The sequence below is a fragment of the Leptospira kmetyi serovar Malaysia str. Bejo-Iso9 genome, from assembly GCF_000243735.2.
Taxonomy (GTDB): domain Bacteria; phylum Spirochaetota; class Leptospiria; order Leptospirales; family Leptospiraceae; genus Leptospira; species Leptospira kmetyi.
On record NZ_AHMP02000003.1, the window covers coordinates 319033 to 338359 of the forward strand.

Below are 19327 nucleotides of genomic sequence, written 5' to 3' on the forward strand. Positions count from 1 at the left end.
TTTTCGATCTTCCGTTTCAAACGTAAAGGGCGTTGTCATCGCGTCCAAAAGGACAAAATACCGTCCGTTCTCACTCCCTCCAAAAACTAGAGCCTAAACGTATCACTCGGGGCGTATCAAACGTGAAACGTGTGCTGCACAGGTGCATGGAACGTATAACGATCTACCGTATTCGAATTAGAGTATATTCTGGATTTGGCATATTCCAACGAAGAAAAAATCTTCGGCTTCTCGTGCCCGGTCCCTTGGTTCGTTTTCGGATTAATCCCGTAAATCGGTTCGGTTTTTCGTTTTCCATTCTTCCCAAATCCAGAAAATAAAAAACCCCGTGATGTCCAAAAGGATCACGGGGTTCAAACGAAGAAATCGACCGATTTTTACGGGTTAGTCCTTTTCTTATTTCTTCTTTTTCTTTTCTTCCGCTTTCAAAGCGAGAATCGATTTGCTCTGCAATTCTATCTTTTTCTTTTCGGTCCAAGGAATCGCAACGCTCAATTCTTCCGCGAGAGAAAGAAGGTTTTCGTTGATGTCGATCAGTTCGTCGATGATCACGAAGTAGGAGACGCTGGACTTCAGTTTGCTGTCACCTTTTTTGATCCGTTTCATCTGACTCTTGTAGATGTTCTGTTTCATCTTCTCGAGATTTTTGGTTTTCTTTTCCGATCTCGCTTTTTCCAAAAGATCGGGGAACTTATCCGAATCCGCGAGGAGTTCCATGAGATTGGTAGCGGACTTTCTGAGTTCCTTGACTTCTTCCTTTTCGTCTTTGGAAACTTCCTGGAAAGTGCTGATTCCGTTCGAGGAAGTTCTCAGAATGTTCCAAATACTTTCGGTGATTCGATCCAAATGATTGATCGACTCGGTGATCGGATGAATGGAGGAAAGATCGTCTTCTTCCAAATGTTTGTTGGCGATGGATAAGAAGCTGGAGAGGGAATTTTCTCTCATCTTCTTTAAGTCTTTCAGAAGTTTTTGGGTCTGTCTGAAATTCTTCTTTTTACCGTTTACGTAACCCGCGCACGCGTTGTTCAAAGCCTTTCTGGCGACGCTCAAACTCGCGAGCATGGAAGATATCGTTCTGGAAAGAGCTCTCTCCGGATGTTTTTTGAGAGTAATGAGTTTTTCGAGATTCTCATCGTATGCTTCTTGGCGTTTTTTGTGAATTCTTCCGAAGAGGAAAATCAAAAGCCCCGCTACCAACACGAGAACGATCACGGAAGAAAATCCGAAGATGTAAAGAATCGATCCGATGATTCCCGCGGTTGTCGACGCGATGATCGCCGTGAAGAACCAACCGCCTACGACGGTAAGAACCCCGCTCACTCGGTTGACCGCGTTGTCCTTGTTCCAAGCTCCGTCCGTCAAAGACGTTCCCATCGCAACCATAAAGGTAACGAACGTTGTGGAAAGCGGAAGTTTGTAAAGGGTTCCGATCAGAATCAACGCGCTGGAAATCTGAATGTTTACGGAAGCTCTGAGCAAGTCGAACGCTTCGGTTTCGTGAACCTTTACGATTTCGGCAAAACCGTTTTTCTGTTCGAAACGTTTTCCGATAAAGTTGCGGACGCTCGCCGGAAGAATCGCCTTGATCGGAGTGTAGATTCCGAGAGCGATCTGAACGAAAACGCGGGCCACTAAACTCGTATTAAAACTTTCTAATGTTTCTCCTTGAGAACCCAAGGTGACTTCGGTTTGTGTCACCGTCTCCGCCTTTTTGGAGAACCAAAGAGGGAAAAGCATCACACAAGCCGCGCCCAAAAGGATGAAGTTCGGAGTGGGAACGTTTCCGGCAAGACCGGTTGCAAGAGCGCTCGCGTCTCCGCCTCCCGCTTGGATCAAGGTCCAAGTCGCGAAACTCGCGAGCGGAACCCCGATGAAGTTCACTAAGTCGTTGCTCGCAAACGCCATCGCCAAGGAGCCGGTTCCGACCAAAACTAAGAATTTTAGAATATTCCATTCTAATAATACTAAGAATTGGAAAACGACCGCGAAACTCGCGAACGTAACGAGAAGAATGTTCGTAAAGTTTTCGTTGATGTATTTTACGATTTCGGGCGGGATTACGGTGGAACCTTTCATCGCGGACAATAGCGTAAAAAACGCCACCGTCGTCATGGAAAGACCGCCGAACAATCCTCCGAAGTATTTCAACGAATTCTTAAGATTGAAGGAGAAGATGAATCGGAAAACGAACTGTAAGATCATTCCCGAGAAGAACGCCACGATCACGCTCGTAATGATACCGAAGATGATCTTGAGCGCGCTTTCGGAGTTGATGATCTGAAACGCTCCGTTTAAGGTTCCGGTTTTTAAGAATGCGATCGCAAGAGCCGCTCCTAAAAGTTCGAAAACCAAGGACACCGTAGTCGAGGTCGGAAGTCCGAGAGTGTTGTAAAGATCCAGAAGAACGATGTCCGTCAGCATCACCGCTAAGAATAAGAACATCAGATCTTGAAGCGCGAAACCGCTCGGATGAAAGATCCCTTTTCTCGCGACTTCCATCATTCCAGTGGAAGAAAGAGCGCCGAGGATGATCCCGATTCCGGCCACGACCAGAATGATTCTTTTAGAAGAGGCTTTGGAACCCACGGCCGAGTTCGTAAAGTTTACGGCGTCGTTTGAAACCCCGACCAAGAGGTCGCCGACACCGAGGATCGCCATGAGTACAACGATGATTAAAAAAAAGTCCATGAAACGCTTCCGTTGATTGTTTTGTAGAATCTACAGTTTTAAGTTTTCGCATTCACTCGTCAATTTCGAGTTCGATTGAGTGTTTTTGATCCTGGGAACCGGACAACTGAAATTTTGCCGGAAACCCATCCGTGATTATTACTTTTCCGTTACAAAATCAACCGGTTAATCTTCCAAATCCCAAAAAAAATCTTTATTGGTAAGTTCTTCTTCCTCGGGAAGAGAATCTGTAACGGAAAAGAAATGTTTTCCCCCTAAGGAATCCAAAATCAACTTGTATTGTTCCTTAAGTTCCAAGGTTTCCTTTTCCCAATATTCGTTTCCGGCAAAATGAGGAAACGCGGTCGGGAAGGAAGGATCGGTTTGGAAGCGAGTCGAAATCCATGCGGAGTAGTGAACGAACCGCATCGCTCTGAGAATTTCGATCAGATCAAACCAACGCTCTTCAAAATCCCTAAATTCTCTGTAACCGGAAAGAAGATGTTCTCTTTCTTCGAGCCCTTCTTTTCCTCGGGAAAGAAGCATCCAAAAATCTTGAACGGCCGGACCTTTCAAACAATCGTCGAAGTCGACAAAGAACCAACCGTCTTTTCCGAAGAGAAGATTTCCCTTATGACAATCTCCGTGGATACGATGCAACGGAACCGATTCGATTTTTTCCCGGAAAAGATCCAGGATCGCGTTTGCGGTTTCCAGATATTGGGTCCTGCAACTCGAAGGAATCCATTCTCCCTGGAGTAAGGTTTCCAAAGGTCCGCTTCCGTATGTTTTGGAATCGAGGGTGATCCTATGTTCGAACCGTTTCGCTTCGCCGACGTTGTGAATTCTCGCGAGAAGTCTTCCTAAGATTTTCAGATTGTCGGGGCTGAGTTCGTCGGGCGATCTTCCTCCGACCCTCGGCCAAAAAGAATAATGGATCTCATCCTGAAACGAGGCGAGGCTCGTTCCGTCTTGAAAACGATAGGGAGCGCAAACCGGAATTTCTTCCTCTTTCAAATCCTCTAAGAAACGATGTTCTTCCAAAATCTGTTCTCGGTTCCATCGTCCCGGACGGTAGAATTTCGAGATGATATGCGAACCGTCTTCGAGCCGAAGATCGAAAACCCGATTCTCCAAACTGTTCAAAGCCATACAATGACCGGAAGGTTCGTAACCCGCCTTTTCGACAAGGGTGAGAATTTCTCCCGGATTGAGTTTAAAAAAATCGGCCATCGACTCCAGGATTCCCGCTTCCGGTTTCCTTGGAAATTTTTTTATTGGAATGGTCTTCCAACTTGATCGTTTTGTTCTGATCGCTTTAGAATTTGGTTTTCAATAGAATTGGATTTTGCAAATTGATTCCCGAGAAGGAAAAATCATGAAGATATCAGTAGGAAATCTGCCTCAGGAGCTTACCGAAGACGAGTTAAAAAAGATATTTTCGGAGTTCGGTACGGTTCAGGAAGCGCATATTAAAAAAGACAAAACCACAGGTCGTTCCTTATCCTATGGATCCGTCGAAATGGAAGACTCTGCGGGCGCAAAAGCGGTCGCGGCTTTGAATAAAAAAGAAATCCAAGGCAAACAGATCGCGGTCGTCGATTCTGAAGAACTGAAAAAAGAATTCGAGAAAAAACAATCTTTAAAAGGTGGAACTTCCTCCGGTAAGATCCACGGAAATCAAGCGAAAGGCGGATTTGCTGGTGGAGCAACCGTAAGAAGAACCGGAGGGAGAGGAAAATGAAATCAATCCGTTTAACGTTGATCTTAGTCGTTCTTTTTGTTTTTATCGCTCCCGCGTTTGCGGAAGATTTAGTCATCAAGGACATTCGTATCGGAACCGGTAAGGAAGCTTTCTCCGGTTCCAACGTGACCGTTCATTATGTGGGAACTCTTACGAACGGTAAGAAGTTCGACAGTTCCAGAGACAGAAGAACTCCGTTTACGTTCAATCTCGGAGCGGGCGAAGTCATCAAAGGTTGGGACAGAGGCGTGCGCGGGATGAAAGAAGGCGGGATTCGCAAACTTACCATTCCTCCCGAACTCGGCTACGGTTCCAGAGGTGCGGGAGCCGCGATTCCTCCGAATTCCACTCTCATTTTCGAAGTGGAATTGCTGAAAGTGTACTGAGATTCAATTCTTTTGAAACAGAATTTACCGGATTCTGACGTTAGATTCTGAGAGGTTTCCGGTTCTAATCTATCATGGAAAGGAGGGGCTTTCTTCCACTGCGATAGCTTAAACCGGATGTCTTACAACTTTTTCGAACATTCCCCGGTTCCGGCCTGTATCTTAGAGCCGTCCCTTTTGCTCCTTCGAGTCAATACCGCGTTTAGCCGAGCCTTCGGTTTTTCCAAATCGGAACTCGAAGGAATTCAAAACTGGAATCATATCTGCGAGTTTAAAAACTCAAAACCCAATCTTTCCGATCCTTCTCTTTGGCCTTCCGTAAACGTTCTGGATGAGAATTCATCCTACGCAGTCTCCATTCTTACCAAAGATGGAACGAGAAAAGAATATTCGGTTTCCTTTGCATTCGATTCGGAAGAATTTCAGATCTTCGCGTATTTGGAAGCTTCTCCCTTTTCGGACCTTTCTCCGATCCGTTACGATTCCGCCAAAGTTCTCGCAGGAAACGGCGATTGGGAAAGACCGAGCGATTCCTGGGTTCAAAAACAAAAACTGGAAGCGATCGGAACTCTTTCCGCCGGGGTCGCGCACGAAATCAACAATCCTCTGATGGGAGTGATCAACTACGCGGAGATGGTGTTCAACGGAATCGAAACCGGAAATCCTCTTCGCAAATACGCGGGAATCATTCTTCAGGAAAGCAATCGTATCTCCGAGATCGTCAAGGACATGCTTACGTTCACACGTTTGGAAAAGGAAGAAGCGAAGGTCCACGACCTCACGACCGTTTTTTGTTCCACGTTCGGTCTTTTGAAAAGCGGTTTTCGAAAAGCAGAAATCGAAACCGTCGCTCCGGCCTTGGACATTCCGATCTACGCGGTTTGTTCCGCCGGAAGACTCAGACAGGTTTATCTCAATCTTCTGACAAACGCAAAAGACGCGATCGAAAGTCATCCCGATCCGGATCATAAAAAGATTCTCACCGTATATTGGGAAAAGATCAAAAAGGGAAATCGCAATTACGTTCGCACGATCGTCGAGGATACGGGACCGGGGATTCCGGAGCAAAACAGACATAAACTTTTCGATCCGTTTTACACCACCAAGGAAATCGGAAAAGGCACGGGACTCGGTCTCACCGTTTCCTACAATTTGGTTCGAGAAATGGGCGGGGATCTTTCCTTCGAATGCGCAAACGGAACGACCCGCTTTTACGTGGATCTTCCCGAATCTTTCTGAAAGATCCTTGACTTTGGGGAGAATTATCGGATTCTAATAGACTCTCTTTCAAACCCCTCATGACCGGTTCCACGCGTTCAGAACACAAAAGTTACGATCCCGAGGAACGTTATTCGATTCTATTTCATTCCGCGATCGACGCAATCGTTTCTTTGGATAAGAATTTCCGCGTGTTTCTCATCAATCCGGCCGCCGAAAAAATGTCCGGTTTTCTCGCATCGGAACTGATCGGCAATTCCATAGAACAACAGTTTCCTCTGAGAATTCGAAATCGATTTTATAAAATTCTAAAAAACGTAGCCAAACTTCCGGATAAAAAAAGACAAAAGCCCTTCGGTCCGATCCGTTTGATTCGAAAGGACAAAAGCATTTTGATCTCGGAGGTTTCCGTTTCCGTCACCGGGCCCGCCGACGACTATCAATATCATATCATCATCCGAGATATATCAGAAAAACATAGAATTCTAATAGAGTTGAAACGGGCCAATCAGACCTTGAAAAAGATGGACCGCGAAAAAGAGGAACTTCTCGAAAAACTCGAAGAAAAGGTAAGACAAAGATCCAGACTTCTCGCGAACTATTACAAGGTAATGAAGGAAGAACTCAGTCTCGCCAAAAAACTTCAAACCGAAATTCTTCCCGATATTCCTTCGGTCGCCGGAGTGCAGATTCATTCGGCGTATCTTCCGATGATGGAAGTGGGCGGGGATCTTTACGATATATTCGAAATTCGTCCCGGAGTTCTGCGCGTGTTTCTTGCGGACGCGACCGGTCACGGCGTACAGGCTGCGCTTCTTACGATGACTCTTAAGGGGATTTTGGAATCGATCAAAAAAAAGGATACGGATCCGGGAAGTATTCTCACCGAATTCAACGGAGAATATTGCAGAAACTTCGGCAATATAGGAATGTTCTTTTCGTGTTTTCTCGCGGACATAGATACGATTTCAAAAACGATCGTGTATTCTTCGGGCGGTCATCCTCCTCAATTTTTTCTTTCCCAGGATTTGGTCATGGGTTTGGATCGGACCGGTTCACTTTTGGGGCTCGATCCGAACAACCGTTACGCGATCTTTAAACTGAACTATCAATACGGGGACCGTTTATTTTTACTGACGGACGGGATCTACGAAGAATTCAACTCCGACAAACAGCAGTTTGGCGAACTTGCGGTTCAGAATATTCTCGCGAAAAAATTCTCGGAACCGATGGAAGAAACGATTCCGGCGATTCTTCAAAGTCTTATGGATCATCTTGGACCGCAAAAAATACAAGACGATATCACGGCCATTTTGATAGCGTTGGATTCTCCCGATCTTTGATATGTCTTTTTCGATTTTTGTTTTCGGTCTTTTGATTCTTTTCTTTTTTCTTTTTTTAAAAAACGAAAAAAGAAAACACGATCTTTCGATCGAAAACGTTCCGATCCGCATCCATATAAACGGAACGAGGGGAAAGTCCTCGGTGACCCGTTTGATTCATTCCATTTTAGTCGAAGAAGGTTGGAACGTATTCGCAAAGACGACCGGCTCGGTTCCGAGTCTTTTGTTCCCCGATCGAAACGAAAGAAGAATCTTTCGAAATAAGATTTCCATCGGAGAACAAGGTTCCTTTTTACGTTTTGCTTCGACTAACGACGCACAGGCGGTTGTGCTCGAATGTATGGCGGTTCAACCCCGTTATCAAAAAGAATCGGAAGAGATTCTCGTACAAGCGACGCATACCGTTCTTACGAACGTTCGACCCGATCACGGAGAATGGACCCAATTGGAAGAAGAAATCTGGAAAGGATTTTCGGAAACGATTCCGAAGGAAGGGATTTTGATCCTCGGAAGTTCCGTTACGAACTCAAAGGCCGCAACGTATTTTGAAACGATCGCAGACCAAAGAAACACAAACGTTGTAAACGCGGAAATGCCAAACGGGGAAACAAGCCATTCTTCGGATTTTATACAAGCGGCCTTACGTTCTCTCCGTTATCCGGAACACCCGGAGAATGTGGAAATCGCTGTCCGCGTTTGTAAAACGTTAGGCGTAACCGAAACGTCGATCTTGTCCGGCATCGCGAAAACATTTCCCGATCCGGGCGCGCTTAGGATTACGGAAACGGAGTTTGAGGGAAAGAAACAAAGATTCGTATTTGCGTTTGCCGCCAACGATACGGTTTCCTGGAATTCTATCTTGCAGGAAACTCGAAAGACCGGCAAAGATAAGAAACAAAGTTTTGATTCCGTAGTCGTCGTCTTCAATTCGAAACAAGAAAGACCGATTCGAACGATGGAGTTCGCAAAATTCTTCAGTAAGAAAGAAGAGTTTTCTAAAATTTATTTTTTCGGAGCCTGGAAAAACTTGTTTCGATCCTTTTATCAAGGAAACGCCGAATTGATTTTTTGTAAGAATGATTTTTGCTTTGATGAAAACGAATGTCAACGCGGTTCTCATCTTTGGATCGGCGCGGGAAATTTCCAAGGACCGGGTCGAACTCGTTTGCTGGAATTCGTAGAACGGATCCAAACCGAACACGGCGACGGCGCTCACATTGGATAAGAAAGAATGGAAATCATAACTTTATCGATCGGTGTGGGAATTCTTTTCGGTTTTTTACTTTGGGAAAAGACCGGTCTCTATCCCGGCGGTTGGGTCGTTCCGGGTTACGTTGCCCTTTTTCTATTTCAACCTTGGGTCATAGGAATCTTGGTATTCAGTTCGATTCTGACGATCGGGATCTATAGGATTTCCGAATTTTATTTTTTAAGTTTTGGCCAAAGAAAGACGGTTTTGATTTTGCTCCTTTCGATTTTAGTTTCGATGATTTTGGATTATTTTGCGGTGAGTCACTTCGGGTATATTCGAGATTTTGAATCTAAAACGATCTCTCATATCGTTCCCGGGTTGATCGCACTTTCCGCGGAAAAACAAGGAATTCCCAAGACACTTTCCTCGATCTGGATCTGTTCGATACTCGTTCGTTTGTTTTTGATTTTCGTTTTCGGAGACGTTTTGCTTCCGTGAAAATTTCCTTTTTGAAATCAAATCCGTTTCGAATGAATTCGGCGATCGCCGTGGTCTTGTTGTGTTCGGTTTCGTTCGGTTTTGTGGTTTGGATCGAAACGGTTCCGATCGTAAAAGAAGCCGATCACGCCGTTATAAAAAAAGAAGCGAGCCAAAGAGCGTATAACGCGTTTCAAAAAATCAAAGAATGGAGACTTTCCCAAAACGTTCCGATCGATCCTACGATCGATCCGGCTCGAACGGGTTGGATCGGATTGGAAAGTTCCCCGGTCACCAGTTCTTCCGGAAAACTCTCCTCCAAACAGGCGTCGATCCATCCGGACTTTGCGGTTTGGTTTCTAGATCGTTTTCAAAATGCGGGTTTAAAACCGGGAGATACGATCGCAGTGGGAATGTCCGGTTCTTTTCCGGCGTTGAACGTTTGTTTTTGGATCGCGGCGGACACGATGAGGTTGAACGTGATTTCGATCGCGAGCGTGGCTTCTTCTCAATACGGAGCGAATCACCCGGATCTTCTTTGGCCGGATCTTGAAAATCGCCTGTATCAAGAAAATAGTATATTCCAAAAATCTGTTTTTATGTCCATCGGCGGAATTTCCGATCTCGGAATTGGCATCGGAAAAGAGGGTAGGGAAAAAATTCTAAACTCGATCCGAAAAAACGGATACGCCCATCTTTCTTCCGATTCGTTCGAGGATTCCCTGATTCAAAGAAAAAAAATCTACGATCAAAAACCGGTTTCCCTCTATGTCAACATAGGAGGAGGAACGATTTCCTCGGGAACAAGCCTTGGAAAAAAGAAAATTCCTAAGGGAACCGTGATCGGCGAAGACGATCTTGCAGTTGCCGATTTACCGGATTCGATTTTAAAAAACTATCTGTTGCAAAAGATCCCGGTGTTGCACGTAAGCGGGATCGAAACGATCGCAAAAGAATCCGGTATGAAATACGAATCGGATCGACTTTCCAGTCCGGGAAGTTCCGATCTGATTTTTAAAAAGGAAAAGAATCGTTGGCTTGCCGGTTTTCTTTTCGTTTTGTTAAGCGCAATGATCTGGAAACTTTCGCCTTGGATCTCTTTAACCGATACGAAAAAGGAAAATTCTTTTTTTCTTTAAGAAAAACTTTTCGAACGAGGAATCGAAAAACGAAACAACGTCCCGATGCGGCCGCGGCGTCCACAGGCTATTCGTTCTTAAATTTGGAAAAAAACCAGGCGATGGTTTCGTCCCGTTTGAGATCGGGAAGAAGGATCGCCTCGTAATGATTCTTATCCGGTAAGGTCAAATAAACGGACGTCCTTAGTTCCCTTTGAAAAACTTGGATCGCGGAATCGGGAAGCAATTCGTCCCCTTTTTTAAAGTTCGATTTTCCGGCGCGGATCACGAGCACCGGCGAATGAATTTTGGAGTAGGGAAGTATTTTATTCTTTTTTAATGTTCGAACGCTTGCGATCGGGCTTTTCAAAAAACGAAGCGGAATCTGCCAAGGAGATCGCGCGCCTCCCATACTTTTTAGTTCCGAGTCGATGATGGATTCCGGAATACTACATCGAAAACCGGTCGTTCCCGATCCGTTATCCGAAACCTCTTCCAATTCGTAGTTTAGGAAATTCTCAACGTCCTTGTTCCAAGAACTCAGAATCGGGGATGCTTTGGCGAGTTTTAGATAGGCTTCTCTGGAAGGAAAAATCTTTCCAAGACGTTCCAGAGATTGTTGTATCATGACGAGATTGGAAAGTTTTCTTCGGACCGAAAGTTGTCCGCCCCCGTCGATGAGACAAAGTTTGCCGGTTCTTTCGGGATAATTCTTTCCGAACGCGAGAGAAATCCAACAGCCGAGGGAATGTGCGAGCAGATTGGCTTTGTCGATTTTTAAAAAATCGAGCATAAACTTTAGATCTTTTGCATGTGATTCGTGGGAATATTGCGTATCGGGTTTGGAGGAATTTCCTCTTCCTTTCAGATCGTATGCGATAACGGTAAGGCCTTGTTTGACGAGATCTCTCGCAAGAGGCGCGAAGTTTTTTAAATTCCCCGTAAGACCGTGGATACAAATCACGGGCGACGGAGAATTTTTGGAAAGTGGAAACTTGCCGTACACCTCCGCCGCTAAAAACTCGGAACCGCCGATCGGGATTTGTAATGATTTCGAAATCGTTTTCGGGTTCGAAGCGGAAGTTGAATTCTTCATTCGTCCGTTATTTCAGCTCCGAATCTTTCCATCAAGCTTCTTAACTCGGATTCGATTCCAGATCGAAACGCGAGATGCGTAAACGCGATCTTTTCTTTTTGTTTGATCGCTTCGTAACCCGTTTGTGATTTGGAAACGTTGTACCAGATTTTGGATTCTCCGAGACCGGCAAAACGGATCGTCAACTTTTCTCCTTCTAAAAGAAAGCTGACGATGTTTCCGAGTTCCTTTCCGCTCAGAGCCTTTTGGATCTTTTTCAAAAAGATCTCGGGAGAATCTTCGGACAATCGTATCGTTTTCATCTCAGTTCTCCCTGTTAGGAAACGTAGAGCATATAGATGCCTTGGAAAAGACCCACGATGGCTCCGAGCACCGATCCGATGAGAATCAAAACGTATTCGTCTTCTTGAAACGCGGAACGAAGAATCGGTTCGAACTCCTCGGGCGGAAGATCCTTCATTCTTTTAAACATATTGTTCTCGATGGACATCGCGCGTCCCATATACGTTTCGAGTTTGTTCGAACTGTTTGCGAGAGATTCGGAAACTCTCGCGATCACTTCCTTCTTCGTCGTTTCGAATTCGGAATTTTCGTTGCTCGTCTCCGAATCCAAACCTCCGTTGAGATGCAGACGTTTCGCCGCTTCTTCGGTTTCGCTTTGGATCGTTTCCACGAGGGAACGTGCGGCGCGTTTGTATAAGATTTCTTCGAGAACGTTTCTTGCGGTCAACACTTGAGTCGCGAATACGTTGGAATATTTTTTGGAAACGTCTTCTTGTCTTTTTAAAAAAAGACCTTGGTAACGGATCGGTCCGATCTTCTTTTCATACAAGGGACGAAAGATCATCGTAAGGGCGACCCAGTTCGTGATATAACCTACCACCACGCCTTGGATCGGAAGAGTCCACCAATACGGAAATAAATTCCATGCAAGGGCTTGTAGAATTCCCATCGCTCCGCCCAAATACCAACCGCAGTGTTCTATGAATTTGAATTCTTTCGAACCGACTTCCTGAAAGATGTCCACGATTCTTTTTACGTTGGGACCGGTGAGTTTACGAAGAACCAAGGAGCGGAAATTGAATACGCTCGAAACGTTCTCCTTTACCTGGATCATAATATTCTTAACCGTATGTTCGCTTTTTTTCTGAACGCCGGAGATGATTCTCGCTTCTTCTTGTCCTTCCAATTTGGCGCGAAGGGCCGGATTGATATGATGTACGATTTCGCGCGTGGCCTCGGGAACGAGTTCGTCCAATACGGGTTGGAATTCTTTTTCCAACTGATCCGGGTCCACCTTCGAAAAGAAGTCTTCCACCTTGATCAATCTTTCGGTCATGATGTTGACCGATTTCAACGCGAGTTTTTGCGATTTTTTGGGAACGATTCCCTGCCAACCTAAGTAAGGCGGAATTCCTACGAACTCCAGCGGATAAAAGGTCATTTTGAGAGCGACTACGTTTGTAAACCAACCCACGAATCCGTAGGTGATCGGCATCATCAAAATCCCGATCAATTCCTTGTTTTCAGCTAAAAATTCCATACAATTTCCTGTAGCAACCGCTATAATTTTTCAACTTCTAGCAAGTTCGGTTCCTCGTTGAAAGAGGGCAAATCATTTTTTTTGAACGGTTAGAATAAAATACTCGAATTGGACAAGATCGAAGATGTCTTTCCAGCCTAAAATTTCCGCCGCCCGCGCCCTTTTCGGAGAGTTTGGAAATAAATTTTCATTTGCAGTTTTGGCGATTTGAGCGATTCTATGGGTTCATTCGATATGAATTCACAAAGTCCGAATCAGAAAGGGGAGAATCCGGAGATAAAACCGGATTTCGAACCCCGAATCTCCGTACTTCTGAAAAAGAACGGGGAAATCCTTTCGATCGATTCCGGAATTATAAAATATCTCGGTTACGAAACGGAACCTCCCGCCTCTGCGGAGAATTTTTTCGAGGACTGGACGAAGATCGCGGATCTCCGTTCTCCCTGGTCGGGAACGTTACGTCTGATCGATTCGAAGGGCGTTCGGATTCCTTTTGACGTTTTAATAGAATTGTTAAGCGAAGAACTTTTTCTGATTCGTTTTCAGAATCTGAAAGCGGGTTTCCGTTTGGAGGAACAGTTCTTTCAGATCTTTCACAAAAACCTCGCAATCAAACTCGTCATTGACGTGGAAACGGGAAGGCTCGTAAACGTAAGCGATTCCGCCCTCGAATTTTACGGATATACCCGGGAAGAATTTTTAAATCTAAAAATCAGCGACGTCAACATGCTCGGTCCCGAAGAGGTGAAAACCGAGATGCTCAAAGCGAGTTCGGAAAACCGTCTTTATTTCAACTTCATCCATCGTTTGAAATCGGGAGAACTGAGGGACGTGGAAGTTTTTTCGGGTCCGATTTCGATCAACGGAAGAATTCATCTTTATTCCATCATCCACGACGTTACGGAACGAAACCTCATCCGAAAGAAACTCGAAACTTCTTTGAAGGAAAAGGAATTGATGCTTCAGGAAATTCATCACAGGGTGAAAAACAATCTGCAGATCGTTTCGAGTCTTTTGAGTCTTCACGCGGAATACAAGGAAGATCCTTATCTGCAAAAGGTTCTTCGGGAATGCGAACTCAGAGTCAAATCCATGGCCTTGGTTCACGAGGAGTTATACCGTTCGGACAATCTTGCCAAGGTGGATCTGAAGAATTATTGTTTTTCCCTTTCCTCGAATCTTCTTTCGATCTACGGTCAGGCTGGAAAAATCCGTTTTCACAATTTGGAAAATTCTTTCTTTATCTCGATCGACCGCGCGATCCCGATCGGATTGATTCTGAACGAACTTCTTACCAATTCCCTAAAATACGCGTTTGCCGATCAGGACAAAGGAGAAATTTTTCTGATCTTAAAACATACCGGAGGCAACGTGGAACTCGAATACAGGGACACCGGAGTCGGCTTTCATCTCGACGGAGCGCAGAACAAACAAAGCGGTCTCGGTTTGAAATTGATCGACATGCTTTCCATGCAACTCCACGCAAAACTTTCCTTCGAAACCGAAAACGGATTTTATCTGAGAATGCACTTCGCGGGTTGGAAGGACTAGAACATTTTCGAAAGAAGAGGGCTTGTCCGATTTCGGAACCTGCTTGCATTATTTAAACTGCGATTTACAGTCGCATTTCGGGAAATATTATGCAACATACAAAAGAAGAAATTCTCAAACAGATATATCTTTTCTCCAATTTTACGGAAGACGAATTAGGGGCGATCGCCGAGAAGACCGAATACAAAGTCTACGACCAAGGCGACTCGATTTTTCACGAAGGCAACGAAGCGAAAGCGTTCTTCGTTGTAATCTACGGAACCTTAAAGGTCCTCGCTTCCACCGAAAAAGGGGACGACGTAAACGTAACCACGATCGCAACCGGCGATCACTTCGGCGAACTTCCTTATCTCGATCCTGGCAAACGTTCCGCTTCCGTCGAAGCGATGGAAAGATCCGAACTTCTTCGAATTCCTTACGATCATCTCAAGGCGGTTTTCGAAAAGGATAAGAACGCTTCCTTAAAATTCTACCAAGCGATTTCCCATTTCTTAGCCAAACGCTTGAGAATGCTCACACACGATTTAACATACGCGAGAGAACTCAGAAAAAGATACACCATCTGATTTCTTCGACCGGTTTCGGAAACGTATTTAAAATCCGATTCCGGTCTTTCTCTCCTCAAAAGGACATTGAAATGAAATCCAAAACTTCTTCTCTTTCCATTCTTCCCTTCGTTCGATCCGCTTTTGTTTCCCTTCTGGTTTTATTCGTCTTTTCCTCGTGCACGAACCTTTTGGTGAGCGGCGGTCTTTACTACGAACGATCCAAATCCGAGCTCGAAAAGAAAGAAATCCAAGTCGGTACGTATCATTGGAAATATTTGGAAGGCGGGAAGGGGGAAACGATTCTTCTGGTTCACGGTTTCGGCGGAGACAAGGATAACTGGACGAGATTCGTAAGAACGTTAACGCCTCACTATCGCGTGGTGATTCCCGATCTTCCGGGTTTCGGAGAAAACGATCGCAAACAAGAAGACGAATATTCCATTCTTACCCAGGTAAGTCGTTTGAACGAATTTCGCAAAAGTCTTGGATTAGAAAAGTTTCATATCATCGGAAATTCGATGGGAGGTTCGATCTCCGGAGTTTACGCGGCGACGTATCCGGATCAAATTCTTACCTTGGGTCTTGTCGATTCCGCCGGGGTCAAGGCTCCGATCAAAAGCGAACTTCTTACCTTGCTTGAACAAGGAAAAAATCCTCTGGTTGCGGGTAACGCGGAAGAATTCGATTTTCTAATGAATTTTATTTTCGTGAAGCCGCCGTATGTTCCTTCTTTTTTAAAAGAATACTTTGCGAACAAGGCGATCGAAAGCCGGGATTTCAACACAAAAATTTATAGCGAAATCAGAACGCAATCCACCGCGCTCGAGGAAAGACTCGGAAAAATTCAGGCGAGAACGTTGATCCTTTGGGGAGATTCGGATCGTGTGATTCATATCAGCGCGTCCGACGTGATGTTGAAAGGAATTAAAAATTCCAGAAGAGTCGTGTTGAAAGAATGCGGTCACAGTCCTCAACTCGAACGTCCGACCGAATTGGCCGAGCTATACGCGGATTTCCTAAAGGGTCAATGACCTAAGACTGAAACAGAAGAACGATCGTCGATTCTATGTCCTGAGTCTGGATCGGTTTCGAGATATACGCGTCCATTCCCGCTTCCAGACATTTTTCCTTGTCGCCTTCCATCGCGTTAGCCGTCATCGCGACGATCGTGGGTTTTTGTTTTGCGAAATCCTTTCGGATATGAAACGTGGTTTCGAATCCGTCCATCTCGGGCATTTGAATATCCATAAAGATCAGATCGTATCGGTTGTTTTGAAGATTTGCGATCGCCTCGACGCCGTTCAGCGCCGTGTCCGCGGAGTAACCGAGTTTGGAAAGAAGTCGGAGCGCGATCTTCTGATTGATTACGTTGTCCTCCACCAAAAGAATCTTCAGAGGAATTTTTTCCGAAAGAAGTTTTTTCGAATCTCCTTGTTTCTCTTCCTTTAAGGTTTTTGTAGGAAACGCCTTTTCGAAATTCTTACTCAGTTCGTCCAAAAGAATCGGTTTAAACATCATAAAAATCTTAAACCCAGGACGATTGAACAATCCTTCCGTGACGAGATAATACGAATCCCTGAGTTCCTTTTCCATAAAAAGAATGATCGTAAGTTTTAAGGTCGGGTTTTGATTTTTGAGTTCGTCGAGAACCTCGGGCAATGTCATGTCCGGAAAGTTGAGATCCGTAAGAAAGATTCCGATTCGATCCTCCTCTACGAGCGCGCGGATCGCCTCCTTTGCGGTTCGTACAATCTTAACGGAAAACCCGTTTCGTTCGCAGAACTTTTTGATCTGATCTCTGAGAGTGAATTCTTGGATGGAAAGAATGGCGGTAGTCGCCAAGTTTTTGGAATGAAGTTCCTGAACTCCGACCGGAATTCTATATTCCAATCTTTCCGTGATGAGCGAAAGGGAGAATTCGGAACCGCGGCCCACTTGGCTTTTGACGATGATTTCTCCTTTCATAAGTTCGGCCAATTTTTTACTGATGGTAAGGCCGAGACCCGAGCCTCCGTATTTACGGGTCGTGGAAGAATCGACTTGATTGAACGCTTTGAAAAGAAGTTCCAATTTGTCTTCCGCGATTCCGATCCCCGTGTCTTGAACGCGAAAGATCAATCGTAACTTTTCGTTCGGAAACTTTTCGGCTTCCACATCCACGAGAATTTTTCCTTTTTCCGTGAACTTCACCGAGTTGCCGAGAAGGTTCATGAGAATCTGCCTGAGTCGATACGGATCGGAGATGATCCAGTTCGGAACCTGGGAGGAAATTCTGGATTCGATCACAAGACCTTTCTCTTCTGCCATCGAACGAAAAAGATTGACCACGTCCTTGGTGAGTTTTTCGGGAGAAACGGGTTGCATTTCGAGTTTGAGCTGGCCCGATTCGATTCTGGAAAGATCCAGAATGTCGTTTAACAAAATTAGAAGATTTTGACCGCTCGACTTGATGATGTCCAGATATTCCTTCTGTTCCACGTTGAGCGAGGTTCCTTCCAAAAGACTCACCGTGCCGATCACTCCGTTCAAAGGAGTTCGGATCTCGTGGCTCATCATCGCGAGGAAGTCCGTTTTCGCTTTCGAAGCGGCCTCGGCGATCTCCTTGGCGCGCTTTAGAGAATCCTCATATACTTTACGTTCCGTGATCTCGTGCCAAACCGCGAGAAAGACTCGTTTCTGATTGATCAACATCGGAGTCAGAGTGATTTCGGTTTGGAATTCTTCTCCGTTAAACCGTTTGTAAATCCATTCGAACGTATAAGAACCTTTTTTCAGAGCGATCGCCTCTAACTCGGAAATACTTTCCCGCTCCCTTTTTCCGTCGGCTTGTATCTGCGCCGAAAAATCCGCGGGATGTCTTCCGAGGACGAGTTTTTTATCGGGACAACGAAGCATCTTCAAAGTCGCGGGGTTACATTCGAAAATTCCGGATTCGTCGTAGAGAACGTGCGGTTCGCTCGAACGTTCGAAAAGAAGTCTGAACTTTTCTTCGGCTAATTTTTTATCCGTGATGTCCACGGAAACCGCGCTGACTCCCGTGATCGTATCTTCCGTGTTCACGATGGGATAAAAGGAAAGTTCGCTGAACACAAAACTGCCGTCCTGATTCGGTCTGCTTCGAGTTACGCTAAATCGTTCCCCGGAAAGAGCCCGATCGTAAAATTCTTTCCAATACTGGACGATATCGGGAGGAAGTTCCTTTTGGAACACGTTAAAACCTGTCGAGATTTCGGAATGATAAAAATCCTGCATCATCTTCTGAAACTGGGAATTGAATATTAGCAATTCATAATTCGTATTGATGGACCAGATCATCGCGTCCGAATTTTCGATGATCGCGTTCAGATTCGCTTCGTGTTCCGCGATCGTTTTGGATTGTTTCAAAAGCGATTTGCGAGCGTTGATCTTATCGGTGATATCCTTGATTTGTACGAGAACGATCCGGTTTAGATTCGAGGTGAGAATTCGAAACGAAGCGTATCCCCAGAATTTTCTGTCCCGAAACGTTTTGAATTCCACTTCCCAGGAAACTCCTTCTCCCGAAAGAATCTTTTTTTTTCTGGATTCGTATTCGGAAGGGGAGAATCCCTCCGCCAATAAATCGGAAAATGGAATATTCAAAATTTCGGATGAACCTTCGGTTTCGAAATACTGACTCGACGTATGATTGATTTCTAAAATCCGATCGTCTTCGGGGTTTAACAAAAGAATCGCGTTCGCCGATTTCTGAAAGATCATCGAACGAAGTTCGGAATCCCTCAAAAAGATGTTCGGAGTTTCCGAGGAAGAGGATTCCGAATCGGTAAAAAATAAAAGCAGAATATGATTTTTGCCGGAAGGAAGGATCCGAATTTCCAAATCCAAAAAGGTTCGATTTCGGTTTCGATACGCGGTCTTAAAAAAGGCCGAATTTTCTTTTAGATTCTGCGCGCTTTTCCACAGAGAATCCCAGGAATCGCTTTCCGACCAATTCCACTGGGAAGGATGGATTTGATGGTCCAAATTCTCCGAAAATTCTCGAAGCGGCTCGGAGAAATTCCAGGTCACCGCCTGTCCGGCGGAATCGAGAATGAGAAAGTCTGAATCAGATCGTAAGATGGACATTTCTTTCTATAATCGAGACAAAGGGTATTATAATTTCTCGTAGGGAAAACGCAAACAAGCAAAATAAAAAATCAAAATGCCCTCGGAGTCATTTATTTTCCATGAGACGGAAGAATCCTTTCTCAGATTCGATTTTTGTCAAATCCTCGTATATTTTTTAGGAATTGGTTATCAAATTAAAAAAATTGAATCTTGGACGGACATTTGAATCCGGCATTCATTTTTCAGGTAATTTGAGTGAATTTACCATTCTTTCTTTTTGATAAATCAGTATGGGATCGCAAATCGGGTTTGATTGACGTCCCGTTCCTTCTCTTTAGGATGCGTTTATTGCTCG

Annotated in this window: 16 protein-coding genes; 10 read left to right on the forward strand and 6 right to left on the reverse strand. The window is 44.8% G+C overall.

Annotation, left to right across the window (positions count from 1 at the left end):
* Positions 1–396: 396 nt before the first annotated feature.
* Both LEP1GSC052_RS03900 and LEP1GSC052_RS03905 read right to left on the reverse strand, forming a co-directional pair.
* Positions 397–2691, reverse strand: coding sequence for an inorganic phosphate transporter (locus LEP1GSC052_RS03900; protein WP_010574519.1), 2295 nt, complete (start codon positions 2689–2691; stop codon positions 397–399).
* A gap of 165 nt (positions 2692–2856) precedes the next feature.
* A complete protein-coding gene (locus LEP1GSC052_RS03905) occupies positions 2857–3903 on the reverse strand; it encodes a serine/threonine protein kinase (protein ID WP_010574520.1) in 1047 nt (348 codons plus the stop codon).
* Positions 3904–4018: 115 nt separating this feature from the next.
* On the opposite strand from LEP1GSC052_RS03905, the gene LEP1GSC052_RS03910 reads away from it, so the two are divergent.
* The 7 genes from LEP1GSC052_RS03910 to pgsW all read left to right on the forward strand — a co-directional run bounded on the left by LEP1GSC052_RS03910 (position 4019) and on the right by pgsW (position 10169).
* A complete protein-coding gene (locus tag LEP1GSC052_RS03910; protein WP_010574521.1) occupies positions 4019–4414 on the forward strand; it encodes an RNA recognition motif domain-containing protein in 396 nt (131 codons plus the stop codon).
* Complete coding sequence (locus tag LEP1GSC052_RS03915; RefSeq protein ID WP_010574522.1) at positions 4411–4800, forward strand: FKBP-type peptidyl-prolyl cis-trans isomerase; 390 nt, start codon at positions 4411–4413, stop codon at positions 4798–4800. The genes LEP1GSC052_RS03910 and LEP1GSC052_RS03915 overlap by 4 nt, the downstream gene beginning before the upstream one ends.
* Before the next feature lie 117 nt (positions 4801–4917).
* On the forward strand, positions 4918–6039 hold the full coding sequence (locus LEP1GSC052_RS03920; protein ID WP_010574523.1) for a sensor histidine kinase: 1122 nt from the start codon (positions 4918–4920) through the stop codon (positions 6037–6039).
* Positions 6040–6098: 59 nt separating this feature from the next.
* Positions 6099–7361, forward strand: a complete 1263-nt coding sequence (locus LEP1GSC052_RS03925) for a SpoIIE family protein phosphatase (RefSeq protein ID WP_020986248.1) — start codon at positions 6099–6101, stop codon at positions 7359–7361.
* A gap of 1 nt (position 7362) precedes the next feature.
* Positions 7363–8586, forward strand: a complete 1224-nt coding sequence (gene pgsB / locus LEP1GSC052_RS03930) for a poly-gamma-glutamate synthase PgsB (RefSeq protein ID WP_020986126.1) — start codon at positions 7363–7365, stop codon at positions 8584–8586.
* Positions 8587–8592: 6 nt separating this feature from the next.
* Entirely contained in the window at positions 8593–9051 is a 459-nt protein-coding gene (gene pgsC, locus LEP1GSC052_RS03935; RefSeq protein ID WP_010574525.1) for a poly-gamma-glutamate biosynthesis protein PgsC, read from the forward strand.
* Positions 9052–9083: 32 nt separating this feature from the next.
* A complete protein-coding gene (pgsW, locus tag LEP1GSC052_RS03940; protein ID WP_040913272.1) occupies positions 9084–10169 on the forward strand; it encodes a poly-gamma-glutamate system protein in 1086 nt (361 codons plus the stop codon).
* A 67-nt stretch (positions 10170–10236) separates the two neighbouring features.
* On the opposite strand, the gene LEP1GSC052_RS03945 is transcribed toward pgsW, so the two are convergent.
* Genes LEP1GSC052_RS03945 through LEP1GSC052_RS03955 form a run of 3 tightly spaced genes read right to left on the reverse strand, consistent with a single transcriptional unit; the run spans position 10237 to position 12787 of the window.
* Complete coding sequence (locus LEP1GSC052_RS03945; protein ID WP_010574527.1) at positions 10237–11244, reverse strand: alpha/beta fold hydrolase; 1008 nt, start codon at positions 11242–11244, stop codon at positions 10237–10239.
* Entirely contained in the window at positions 11241–11546 is a 306-nt protein-coding gene (locus LEP1GSC052_RS03950; protein ID WP_010574528.1) for a hypothetical protein, read from the reverse strand. The genes LEP1GSC052_RS03945 and LEP1GSC052_RS03950 overlap by 4 nt, the downstream gene beginning before the upstream one ends.
* A 14-nt stretch (positions 11547–11560) precedes the next feature.
* Positions 11561–12787 (reverse strand): DUF445 domain-containing protein, encoded by a 1227-nt coding sequence (locus LEP1GSC052_RS03955; RefSeq protein WP_010574529.1) that lies wholly within the window; start codon positions 12785–12787, stop codon positions 11561–11563.
* 234 nt (positions 12788–13021) lie between these two features.
* Here LEP1GSC052_RS03955 and LEP1GSC052_RS03960 point away from each other — a divergent pair, with 234 nt between their 5' ends.
* From LEP1GSC052_RS03960 to LEP1GSC052_RS03970, 3 genes are all read left to right on the forward strand, one after another.
* Complete coding sequence (locus LEP1GSC052_RS03960; RefSeq protein ID WP_165782926.1) at positions 13022–14338, forward strand: sensor histidine kinase; 1317 nt, start codon at positions 13022–13024, stop codon at positions 14336–14338.
* Positions 14339–14427: 89 nt separating this feature from the next.
* The gene (locus tag LEP1GSC052_RS03965; protein WP_010574531.1) at positions 14428–14904 is read left to right on the forward strand and encodes a cyclic nucleotide-binding domain-containing protein; all 477 of its coding nucleotides are present in this window, start codon (positions 14428–14430) and stop codon (positions 14902–14904) included.
* 71 nt (positions 14905–14975) lie between these two features.
* Complete coding sequence (locus LEP1GSC052_RS03970) at positions 14976–15917, forward strand: alpha/beta fold hydrolase (RefSeq protein ID WP_010574532.1); 942 nt, start codon at positions 14976–14978, stop codon at positions 15915–15917.
* Position 15918: 1 nt separating this feature from the next.
* Here LEP1GSC052_RS03970 and LEP1GSC052_RS03975 read toward each other — a convergent pair whose 3' ends face one another.
* Positions 15919–18990 carry a response regulator gene (locus tag LEP1GSC052_RS03975; RefSeq protein ID WP_020986186.1) on the reverse strand — a complete coding sequence of 1024 codons (3072 nt, stop codon included), beginning with the start codon at positions 18988–18990 and terminating at the stop codon, positions 15919–15921.
* Positions 18991–19327 lie beyond the last annotated feature (337 nt).

Bases quoted from the DNA above. Each gene is read 5' to 3' on its own strand.
- LEP1GSC052_RS03955 (WP_010574529.1), bottom strand. From the start codon at position 12,787: ATGGAATTTTTAGCTGAAAACAAGGAATTGATCGGGATTTTGATGATG.
- LEP1GSC052_RS03920 (WP_010574523.1), top strand. From the start codon at position 4,918: ATGTCTTACAACTTTTTCGAACATTCCCCGGTTCCGGCCTGTATCTTA.
- pgsB (WP_020986126.1), top strand. From the start codon at position 7,363: ATGTCTTTTTCGATTTTTGTTTTCGGTCTTTTGATTCTTTTCTTTTTT.
- LEP1GSC052_RS03905 (WP_010574520.1), bottom strand. From the start codon at position 3,903: ATGGCCGATTTTTTTAAACTCAATCCGGGAGAAATTCTCACCCTTGTC.
- LEP1GSC052_RS03950 (WP_010574528.1), bottom strand. From the start codon at position 11,546: ATGAAAACGATACGATTGTCCGAAGATTCTCCCGAGATCTTTTTGAAA.
- pgsW (WP_040913272.1), top strand. From the start codon at position 9,084: ATGAATTCGGCGATCGCCGTGGTCTTGTTGTGTTCGGTTTCGTTCGGT.
- LEP1GSC052_RS03925 (WP_020986248.1), top strand. From the start codon at position 6,099: ATGACCGGTTCCACGCGTTCAGAACACAAAAGTTACGATCCCGAGGAA.
- LEP1GSC052_RS03900 (WP_010574519.1), bottom strand. From the start codon at position 2,691: ATGGACTTTTTTTTAATCATCGTTGTACTCATGGCGATCCTCGGTGTC.
- LEP1GSC052_RS03945 (WP_010574527.1), bottom strand. From the start codon at position 11,244: ATGAAGAATTCAACTTCCGCTTCGAACCCGAAAACGATTTCGAAATCA.
- LEP1GSC052_RS03965 (WP_010574531.1), top strand. From the start codon at position 14,428: ATGCAACATACAAAAGAAGAAATTCTCAAACAGATATATCTTTTCTCC.
- pgsC (WP_010574525.1), top strand. From the start codon at position 8,593: ATGGAAATCATAACTTTATCGATCGGTGTGGGAATTCTTTTCGGTTTT.
- LEP1GSC052_RS03960 (WP_165782926.1), top strand. From the start codon at position 13,022: ATGAATTCACAAAGTCCGAATCAGAAAGGGGAGAATCCGGAGATAAAA.
- LEP1GSC052_RS03915 (WP_010574522.1), top strand. From the start codon at position 4,411: ATGAAATCAATCCGTTTAACGTTGATCTTAGTCGTTCTTTTTGTTTTT.
- LEP1GSC052_RS03975 (WP_020986186.1), bottom strand. From the start codon at position 18,990: ATGTCCATCTTACGATCTGATTCAGACTTTCTCATTCTCGATTCCGCC.
- LEP1GSC052_RS03970 (WP_010574532.1), top strand. From the start codon at position 14,976: ATGAAATCCAAAACTTCTTCTCTTTCCATTCTTCCCTTCGTTCGATCC.